The 9697-nt window shown below is 45.6% G+C and carries 9 protein-coding genes and 1 pseudogene; 6 read left to right on the forward strand and 4 right to left on the reverse strand.

Annotated features, from left to right (window positions below; genetic code table 11):
* Positions 1-102: 102 nt before the first annotated feature.
* Positions 103-1596, reverse strand: coding sequence for a DEAD/DEAH box helicase (locus CVN76_RS20930; RefSeq protein ID WP_100532915.1), 1494 nt, complete (start codon positions 1594-1596; stop codon positions 103-105).
* A gap of 309 nt (positions 1597-1905) precedes the next feature.
* On the opposite strand from CVN76_RS20930, the gene CVN76_RS20935 reads away from it, so the two are divergent.
* The 3 genes and pseudogenes from CVN76_RS20935 (at position 1906) to CVN76_RS20945 (ending at position 3969) form a co-directional block, all read left to right on the forward strand.
* Positions 1906-3198: an NCS2 family permease gene (locus CVN76_RS20935; protein WP_100532916.1), complete on the forward strand. Its 1293-nt coding sequence runs from the start codon at positions 1906-1908 to the stop codon at positions 3196-3198.
* A gap of 133 nt (positions 3199-3331) precedes the next feature.
* A pseudogene (locus CVN76_RS20940) lies at positions 3332-3448 on the forward strand (IS1595 family transposase); the annotation flags it as partial.
* Between the two features lie 26 nt (positions 3449-3474).
* Entirely contained in the window at positions 3475-3969 is a 495-nt protein-coding gene (locus CVN76_RS20945) for a DUF4825 domain-containing protein (RefSeq protein ID WP_100532920.1), read from the forward strand.
* A 114-nt stretch (positions 3970-4083) separates the two neighbouring features.
* On the opposite strand, the gene CVN76_RS20950 is transcribed toward CVN76_RS20945, so the two are convergent.
* On the reverse strand, positions 4084-4629 hold the full coding sequence (locus CVN76_RS20950) for a hypothetical protein (protein ID WP_061141369.1): 546 nt from the start codon (positions 4627-4629) through the stop codon (positions 4084-4086).
* A gap of 8 nt (positions 4630-4637) precedes the next feature.
* Entirely contained in the window at positions 4638-5834 is a 1197-nt protein-coding gene (locus CVN76_RS20955) for a ParM/StbA family protein (RefSeq protein WP_061141370.1), read from the reverse strand.
* A 365-nt stretch (positions 5835-6199) separates the two neighbouring features.
* On the opposite strand from CVN76_RS20955, the gene CVN76_RS20965 reads away from it, so the two are divergent.
* From CVN76_RS20965 to CVN76_RS20975, 3 genes are all read left to right on the forward strand, one after another.
* A complete protein-coding gene (locus CVN76_RS20965) occupies positions 6200-7720 on the forward strand; it encodes an FAD-dependent oxidoreductase (protein ID WP_100532918.1) in 1521 nt (506 codons plus the stop codon).
* Between the two features lie 101 nt (positions 7721-7821).
* Positions 7822-8016, forward strand: coding sequence for a YwbE family protein (locus CVN76_RS20970; RefSeq protein ID WP_061141372.1), 195 nt, complete (start codon positions 7822-7824; stop codon positions 8014-8016).
* Between the two features lie 134 nt (positions 8017-8150).
* The gene (locus CVN76_RS20975) at positions 8151-8792 is read left to right on the forward strand and encodes an SIMPL domain-containing protein (RefSeq protein WP_157805737.1); all 642 of its coding nucleotides are present in this window, start codon (positions 8151-8153) and stop codon (positions 8790-8792) included.
* A 59-nt stretch (positions 8793-8851) separates the two neighbouring features.
* On the opposite strand, the gene purU is transcribed toward CVN76_RS20975, so the two are convergent.
* Positions 8852-9697, reverse strand: an 846-nt coding sequence (purU, locus tag CVN76_RS20980; RefSeq protein WP_100532921.1) for a formyltetrahydrofolate deformylase, incomplete at its 5' end; no start/stop codon positions are given.

The raw sequence follows: 9697 nt of genomic DNA on the forward strand, positions 1-9697 counted from the left end.
TCCATTCAATTTCCGGAAACTGCTGCATGATCAATTTCCCTGCCAGCTCCAACGAAACTGGATATTCTGCCACCCAAGGCTTTTCCACTCCGTCTCCTCCTTTTACCGGTTTCTCCCTCTATTGGAGCTGCTGCCGGAACCGCCCCTTCGGCTGCTTGGTCCTTGTGCACGCACCCCTTTGGAACCGCGTCCTTCTTGGCGGCCGCCTCGTGGATTTTCGCGAGTTTGTGCATTACCTTTTTCAGGGCGCCTCCCCCGTGAATCCTCACGCTCAGGCCGGCCTCCGCGTGGTTTCTCCTTGTCCAATTCCCGATTGTCCGCTTGGTTCACGGAACGGTGGCTGCCCCTGTTCGGTCCTCTCGTATCTATTCGCTCCCGGTGGCGTCTTCCCCCGCCAGTACGCGGCCGGCGGGCACCGTCTTCAGAGGAATCTTCATAACGCTTCTTTTTATGTGCCACTTCATCAGGCTGGAACATTTTCACGCCTTCAATCGTCCTTCTTTCGATTTTCATGGAAATCCCTTTTTCCACTTCACTTAAAAGCTGAAGATCCTTCGTCGCGATGAAGGTTACAGCAAGGCCATTCTCGCCCGCCCGTCCTGTACGGCCAATTCTATGGATGTAACTTTCCGCGTCCTCTGGGACATCATAATTAAATACATGCGTCACGCCTTCTACATCGAGCCCCCGTGCCGCAACGTCGGTGGCAACCAAGTATTGCAGCTTTGCATCCCTGAAGTTTTTCATGACACGTTCACGCTTGGCCTGTGAGAGGTCGCCGTGCAGTTCCTCGGAATTGAAGCCAGCGGCCTTTAGGGCATCATTCAATACGGAAACACGGCGTTTCGTGCGGCAAAATATAATGGCCAGATATGGCTGTTCTTCCTTAAGCATGTTCATCAACGAAGACTGCTTGGCACGGTCGGTCGTCTCGATGACAAGCTGCCTGATTTGCTCGACCGTCACCTGCTCTGCCTTTACAGCAGCCGTCAACGGTTTTTCCATGTACCGTTTAGCCAGCTGATGCACTTGTTCAGGCATCGTGGCCGAAAACAGCAGGGTTTGGCGTTGCTCGGGAAGCTGCCCCATGATCTCCTCCACCTCAGGTAAGAAGCCAATATGAAGCATTTGATCAGCTTCATCGAGCACGAGCGTCCGCGTTTCGGAAAGGTCGATGGTTCCCCTTCGCAAATGGTCCAATAGCCTGCCTGGTGTGGCGACGACTACCGATATATTCCTTGTCAGCTTCTTCATTTGCTGCTCGACATCTTGTCCGCCATAAACGGCAAGCACTTGAAGCTCCTCGATTTCATTGGCGAATTTTTTCAATTCCGCAGTGATTTGCAAAGCCAACTCCCTTGTCGGCGTGACGATCAGCGATTGGATGTGGGAGGCCGCGGGATCGACTTTTTCCAGGATTGGCAGCAAGAATGCCAGGGTTTTACCCGTCCCTGTCTGCGCCTTCCCGATGACATCCCTTCCAGCCAGGATATCAGGTATCGCTTTTTCCTGGATCGGAGTTGGAGTGGCTATTCCTATTTGCTTTAATATCGTATTAATCGCCGGGCTGACGCCAAGGTCGATGAAATTTTTCATGTTATTGCCTACTTTCTGAATTCTTCATTTTATTCAATGGTAAATCAACTTGAAATTGTGGATGTATCTTCCTTCGCTTCTGATCATTTTTCTTATTCTGAGCTATTTGTAAGTATATCATTATCTAATTTCGAGAAAACCCGTCACATAAAATTTTTCATGCTATTGTACTTTAGTTATTTTTCTAATATAATTTATAAGATTTTATTACCGAATTATAGATCGAGCTACTTACTTGAGAAAATGGTAAGCATCTCCTCCTTGTAGTGCTTTGCAAGGATTTTTTGTATATAAAAAGGGAGTGACCGCATGTTTAAATTAAAAGAACGGAATTCAAATATCAAGACGGAAGTGCTTGCGGGGCTTACAACCTTTTTAACGCTGGCTTATATCATCGTTGTAAACCCAATGATCCTTTCCGATGCCGGTGTTCCTTTCGACCAGGCATTCACGGCAACCGTCATTGCCATAATAGTCGGGACCCTATGCATGGCCCTTTTAGCCAATTACCCGATCGTCATAGCGCCGGCAATGGGATTGAACGCCTATTTTGCCTATTCGGTCCTCGGGACCCATGATATCTCATACACTGTCGCCTTTTCGGCAGTTTTTGTTACCGGGATCATCTTCATCCTTTTATCGCTCACTTCATTCCGGTCGAAGTTGATCGAAGCCATCCCCAACAATTTAAAGCATGCAATCAGTGCCGGGATCGGCCTTTTCATCACGTTCATCGGGCTTCGTCTGTCAGGTGTCGTAACACAGCATGAATCGAACCTTGTAACGCTTGGAAGCTTCAGGGAGCCGAGTGTAGCGCTCACACTGATTGGTTTGGTCATCACGATCGTGCTGATCGTTCGTAATGTACAGGGAGCGATATTCATCGGCATGATCCTGACGGCCATCATCGCTTTCTTTACAGGTCAGTTGAAAATCGATGGTCTTGTGTCGACCCCTTCGCTACCAGAAGGAATCATCGTCGCGAATCCCATCACGTCCATTGCGGATGTCATCAACTATGGACTTTACGGCGTCGTCTTCTCCATCCTGCTTGTCATGCTTTTCGATACGACGGGAGCCCTTTTGGGAATCGTGCGTCAGGCTGGTTTGCTCAAGGATAATAAGCTTGAGAAATCGGGCAGTGCTTTTTTTGCGGATTCAGTCGGCACGACCGTCGGCGCCATGTTCGGTACTAGCCCGACGGCAGCATCCGTCGAATCCTCCGCTGGGGTGGGCGCCGGCGGCAAGACAGGTTTAACCGCACTTGTAGTGGCGATCCTTTTCTTGATAACCGCTTTTTTCAGCCCACTGATAGGGGCTGTTTCAAATGTAGCGGCCATCACGGCACCAAGCTTGATCATCGTCGGAAGCATGATGATCAAAAGCATAAATGAAATTGATTGGACACACTTTGATGAATCATTCCCAGCCTTTTTGGTCATTGTCGCCATGCCGTTAACTTCGAGCATCGCCAATGGGATAGCCCTAGGATTCATCGCCTATCCGATTTTAAAAATGGCCAGAGGGAAGTTTCGTGAAGTGCACCCCTTTGTGTACATCTTTGCCATCCTATTTCTTTATCAACTGATTTTCCTAGCTTGATCGTTTTCAATGGGGCCCAATGGGTCCCTTTTTTTTAAAACAAGGCTCTGTTAAAGGTAAATGATGATATCTTATGCTTGTCCGAAATCCTGCTATAATTAGAATAAGAACAGGCATTCGTGGGGGTATCAAGGTGAGCAAATCGTTTAGCAACTTATTAAAGTATATCGACACATTACCACATACATAAAAAGAACACGTTTACCAATGGGTTAAACGCTATGTTGAACCTTCTTCCTCTGCTGGTGGTAGTTTTTAATGAAAGGAGAGGATCTAGTGAAGCGGATTACCATTTTTTTTATATCATTGTTATCCCCAATGATATTATTGAGTGGATGCAGTCTAAATGCTGATTCAAAAACTGATTTGTTTCAATATAAGAATTCATATGTTGGTGATAACAGTGCAGTTGGGAATATCGTAAAAGAATTGGCACACAACAAAGAGTTGAATCAAATTTCACTTAAAACCAAGAAAGAACCATATGGAATCACTTTGGAATACATTGATATTGATGCAGAAAAAGTAGATAAAGAAATGAAAGAAACTGTAATATCAAACTCTACCTTTCTTTTTGCTTTGATCAAAAATGTAGATTGGATTACATTCAAATTTCCAGACAATGAATTCTCTGTAACGAAAGAGAAATTACAAGATTGGTACAACAATAAGTTGGATGGATTCGAAAATGAACAGGACTTAAAGAAACTGATACAGGAACACCTGAAGTCTGAGGAATCAGTTAATCAGTTTTTTAACAGTAGAAAATAAAAGTGCTCTTAACCAGAGACTTTTATTTTTTAGGTTAATATCAATAACTAACTTTAACAGAGCTTAAAACAAAAAAGGATATCCAACTTGCCGTCGGATATCCTTCTCTTTCATTCATTGATTCATTTGATCGAGAAAATCTCCAAGAAGATCGTCGAGGTTCTCCTCTTCCGTCTCCGGTTCTTCCTCTTGCCGTTCCAATTCATTCAAGCCCCAGTCAAAGTCATCCAGTTCCTTCTTGGGCAAGTTTTCCTGGACTTCCATGATCGGATCGTCTTCCTCCGGTTCGGCCTGTAAATATGGTTCCTCATTCAATACATTGCCGTTTAAAGACGCAAGCAACGCCGTAGCGCGTAAAGGATCGGATAAAAGGTGATACATGATCGTTCCAAGCATAGCTTCCGAGTGGGAATGCTTGAGCCAATCACGCTGCGATTTGCTTAGCTTATTCGGCATCGGCAGGGCGATCATTTCCCGATCCTGATGGGTGGCTTGCCCGACTCCATCGAGAACATACTCGGCAATTTTACTGGAAAAATTCCTTCTTTCCGTTTCTTTCAATTTCTGCAGCAGCCTTAACGTATAATCTGATACATCCGAAGGGATACGAAAAGTGATGGCTTGTCCTCTCTTAATTTCAGAAGAAGCTGTTTTTTTCATTCTCCCACCTATTTAATGGAGCCTGTTCTTTGCTCTTTCCTCTTTGGATGGGCTTGATTTTGTTCCTTTTTTGCATTCCGGCGATTGAAGTCCGAAATCAATTTATAATAGGCGTTTGCCATCATCCAAACGCTTTCCCGCTCGTCTTCGAAAAAGTCGATATTGTAGCCATCGAAATTTTGGTTCAATGTTTTCAAGTAATCTTTCAGGACAATCGATCCCCCGCCAACAAAGTAGCAAATTTCCGTTTGGGAATTTTTTTGCCAGACGTTACGCAGGTGGCGATATTGTTTCTTGGCAAGCTCACCTAAAATACGGTCGACGATATCATGCACGCTTGTCCGGCTTCCGCGGACCATGATATGATTGCGATCATTTTTCTTCGTGATGATTTCAACGACATCGCGCCTGCTGTCCAGCTCGACACCATGTTTTTTCCTGATTTCCTCACGGATCGACTCAAGCGCTTCAGCCACTCCCAAGTTGAAACCTTGCGCCTTATCGTCGTCTACTTTACGGTTTTTAATGACCGCGATATCCGTCGAAAGTCCGCCGATATCCTGAATCAGTATCCTTCTATCTATTAATTCACGGTTGATGATATTCAAGTCATTGTCCATGACCAAATTGATGTAAGCAGCAAAGCCCTCTGGATAGACCTTCACTTCATCGAATTTGATATTGACCTTCAACCCTTGGTATTTAGGGGTAATCAGGAATTCCACCTGATGGACCGAACCTAGTAACTTCGAGCGGTACCCGACGTCTTTTCCTTCTTTAACCTCACGAAGGGGCAAGCCGGTTCCAAGTGTATAATTGGCTTCCACAACATTATTCACTTTTTTGAATGTATCATTGTTCCCCTGTTTGGCAGCGTCCAAAGCCAGGGCTGCAAAAAGCATGACCAATGTTTGATCTTCCTCCGATTTACTGCTTCCCATATCCAATTCGGTAGGGTTATCACTCTTTGTTGCCAGATTCCCGACGCGATAGATGGCATTATTATCTTGCAGGGCTGGTGAATGAACTCTGATATGAATCCCTTCCAACGGGTTTTTTTCATCAAGTTCTTCAATCCCGATGACCGGGCGATCTTCTATGTCCTTTGCAATGACGTTTGGTATATATAGCTCTGACTCTAGCTTTCCAAAAATAGCTTTGATAGCATCATTACCTACGTCTACTGCTGCGATTCTAGAACTCATCTAAAAACATCCCCTTTTTCATAGAAAAAAATTTAAGTGAAGCATTCTTCTCAAGGATAGAAAAAATTGCCACGATAGTCAATCCTTCATAAGTTGTAGCTATATTTGTCGAAATGTTTTCAAATTGTTTACAATAGGAACAAATATGTACACACCTTGTATATAGCCATGTGTACATGATTGTAAACATGTTTACATATTTGTGTACATTCAGTCTATTTTTGTTTACTTGTATACGTTTTTGTAAACACCCAAATAATGTATTCCACATCCCCCCCTCCTTCAAAAAACAAGCGTATAAAAAGTGATTTTGGGTATGGTAATAAATGGACAATTCACTATTGGAGAGTAATGGAGGTAATTACATGACTGAGAAAAATACAGATCTTCCTCAATTCCCGGAACCTTTTTGGCGTAATGCATTGGATTTTCCCTCATTTGCTAAGTTGGATTCGGATATCACCACCGATATCTTAATCGTGGGCGGCGGAATTACCGGAATCACTTCTGCTTACCTTCTAGCGAAACAGGGGGTAAAGGTCACACTCATTGATGCAGGCAAAATCCTGAATGGAACGACAGGACACACGACAGCGAAAATCACGGCCCAGCATGGCCTCATTTACGATCAATTGATTACGGACCATGGAGCAGAGAAGGCCAAGCTTTATTATGAAGCGAATGCTGAAGGAATGCAGCTCATCAAAGACCTGGTCGCCGAACATTCCATCGACTGTGACCTGACCGCACAGGATGCCTATGTTTACGCGAATACGGATGAATATAAAAACAAAATCCAAAAAGAACTGAAAGCCTATCAAAAGCTTGGCATCAGGGGTGACTACACCGATGAAATCCCGTTCTCCATCCCTTGCAAAGCTGCCGTGATCATGAAGGATCAAGCCCAGTTTCACCCGTTGAAATATTTAACGGCGCTGATTTCCACAATCCAGGAGGCTGGCGGCACAATCCACGAATATACAACGGCAATGAAAATTGAAGACGGCGATCCACCGACCGTCTTGACCGATACGGGACATAGCATCAAAAGCAAGCAAGTAATCGTTGCTTCCCACTTCCCTTTCAATGATGAAACGGGCCTATATTTCGCCCGTGTGCATGTAAAAAGGTCGTATGTACTGGCAATCAGGACCGAGAAGGAGTATCCCGGCGGCATGTATTATTGTGCCGACAGCCCTTCACGCTCCCTCCGCTACACGGAAGGTGAAGATGGCGAGAAGCTGATCCTTGTCGGCGGCGATGGCCATAAAACGGGGCAGGGAGTCTCGACGATCGAGCATTATGAAGCTTTGAAAGACTTCAGCTCGAACTATTTCGATGTTACGGATATTCCTTATCGCTGGTCGGCACAGGATATCGTGACACCGGATAAGATTCCCTTCGTCGGTCCGGTGACCCCCAATCATCCAAACGTCCTGATTGCTACCGGTTATGCTAAATGGGGCATGACCAATGGATCGATCGCTGCAAAGATCATGACCGACCATATTTTGCAAAAGGACAATCGGTATGCCGATTTGTATAACCCTTCCCGCTTAAAGGGTTTGATGAATATGGTCGAAGACAATGCCGATGTCGCGAAGCATATGATTAAGGGGAAATTGGCCGTCATCCAAAAAACTCCAGAGGATGTAGGCATCGATGAAGGAGCGATCGTGAAAGTCGACGGAGACAAGGCGGGCTGTTACCGCGATCATGACGGCCAGCTTCATATCGTCGACTCCACGTGTACCCATATGGGCTGCGAGGTTGTCTGGAATAGCGGTGACCGTACATGGGACTGCCCTTGCCATGCCTCTCGGTTCTCCATCACAGGAGAGGTGCTGAATGGCCCAGCTGTCGAGCCTTTGAAGAAAATACGATAATGGTCCTCTCCTAATGGTCGACTAGGCCCGCTGTTTTCCTTATACTGAAGTTACTGCATGAACGAATCGTTGCAAATACCTCAAAAAGGATGGGATCGAACATGAACGGTAAAAACCGGAAAGATATTACACCAGGTACGTCTGTAGATATTGTACTGAAAGCTGATCAACGCAGCGGTAAACTGACAAACGGAACGGTAAAGGATATTTTGACCAACTCCAGCAGTCACCCACATGGAATAAAAGTAAGATTGACCGATGGCCAGGTTGGCAGGGTCCAAGTCATCCATAAGTAAACCGCACTCGGTCCAGGCCGAGTGTTTTTTTAATTTTTCAAGCAAACGGGAATGACAGCGATATTTCAATCATGTTTCCCGCCCATACTTCGTACAATAGGGTTATGTATCTCTTTAAAAAGGCTGGTGTCATAATGAATCAACAATATATTGCCCGCAATGATGAACATACATTGAAGGTTTCCGGCTCGGAAACGCTGCAAGCAGCTCCCGATCAAGCCACCATCACCCTTGGGGTCATGACGGAGAATGAGGACCCGCAGCAGGCACAGCAGGCCAATTCCCAAGCGATCGCGAATGTCATCGCCTCCCTTAAATCCGCGGGCATTCCCGAAGAACATATGAAAACGAGTGAATACAGAATCGATCCGCAATATGATTATATCGATGGAAAGGAATTGTTCAAGAATTATAAAGTCCAGCATATCATCCAGGTCCAAACGACCGACATCGAAAAAATCGGAAGTTTACTTGACACAGCTGTCAAAAGCGGCGCCAATACGGTCACGAGCATTCGCTTTTCCTTATCAAATCCAGAAGCTTACTATAACCAAGCACTTTCGCTCGCATTAAATAATGCTTACGAAAAAGCGCTGTCCATGGCCCAAACGATAGGAATCTCATTGAATCCCATCCCCAATCAGGTTGAAGAGGTATCCGAAACGGCAGCTCCCATGCTTTACCAGTCGAGTTCCTTTGCAAAAATGGCTGTCACCCCGATCCAGCCTGGGGAATTGAACATCACTGCCTCCGTAAGGGTCGAATACACGTACTAAAACACCCCTCTTTCCATGCTAAAAACCCCCCCTTGGTTTGCCAAGGGGGGCACTTCACTTTAAAAGACTACCGTTTTATTTTCATGGACAAGGACACGATCCTCCAAATGCCATTTAACGGCACGGGCGAGCACCCTCCGTTCAGCAGAACGGCCGATTTTCTTCATATCCCCTGCCGAATCACGATGATCGACACGTTCGATATCCTGCTCGATGATCGGACCTTCATCCAAGTCATTCGTCACATAATGTGAGGTCGCCCCAATCAGCTTGACACCCCGGTCATATGCCCGTTCATAAGGCCGTGCCCCGATGAATGCAGGTAAAAAGGAATGATGGATATTGATGATTTTATTCGGATGGGCCGCTACGAAATCCGGCGTCAGGATCTGCATATACCTCGCTAACACAATCAGGTCGATATTGAATTCCTCGAGAAGGCCAAGCTGCTTCGTCTCCACTTCCTTACGAATATCCTTATTTGCAGGAATATAATAAAAAGGAATGCCCATCGATTCGACAATTTGTCTCGTATCTTCATGATTACTGATGACAAGCGCTATATCGGCCAACAAATCCCCGCTTTGCCATTCCCATAGCAATTCAAGCAGGCAATGCGGCTCCTTGGAAACGAAAATCGCCGTCCGCTTCAAATCACTCACATGCGTAAGTGTCCATTCCATCGAAAATGCTGCCGAAACCTCTTCAAAAGCCGATTCCATTTCCGCTGCCCTCTCCTTTAATCCTGGGCAATCGAATTCAATCCGCGTAAAAAAAGTACCACCCTCAGGATTCATCGAATACTGGCTTAACTCGACGATATTTGCATCATATTGTTTAAGGAAGGCCGTAACTGTCGAAACGATTCCTGGCTGGTCCGGACATTTAATAATCAAACGGCCCCG

The sequence above is a fragment of the Bacillus sp. mrc49 genome (assembly GCF_002803435.1).

Bases quoted from the DNA above. Each gene is read 5' to 3' on its own strand.
- CVN76_RS20930 (WP_100532915.1), bottom strand. From the start codon at position 1,596: ATGAAAAATTTCATCGACCTTGGCGTCAGCCCGGCGATTAATACGATA.
- CVN76_RS20935 (WP_100532916.1), top strand. From the start codon at position 1,906: ATGTTTAAATTAAAAGAACGGAATTCAAATATCAAGACGGAAGTGCTT.
- CVN76_RS20950 (WP_061141369.1), bottom strand. From the start codon at position 4,629: ATGAAAAAAACAGCTTCTTCTGAAATTAAGAGAGGACAAGCCATCACT.
- CVN76_RS20955 (WP_061141370.1), bottom strand. From the start codon at position 5,834: ATGAGTTCTAGAATCGCAGCAGTAGACGTAGGTAATGATGCTATCAAA.
- CVN76_RS20965 (WP_100532918.1), top strand. From the start codon at position 6,200: ATGACTGAGAAAAATACAGATCTTCCTCAATTCCCGGAACCTTTTTGG.
- CVN76_RS20970 (WP_061141372.1), top strand. From the start codon at position 7,822: ATGAACGGTAAAAACCGGAAAGATATTACACCAGGTACGTCTGTAGAT.
- CVN76_RS20975 (WP_157805737.1), top strand. From the start codon at position 8,151: ATGAATCAACAATATATTGCCCGCAATGATGAACATACATTGAAGGTT.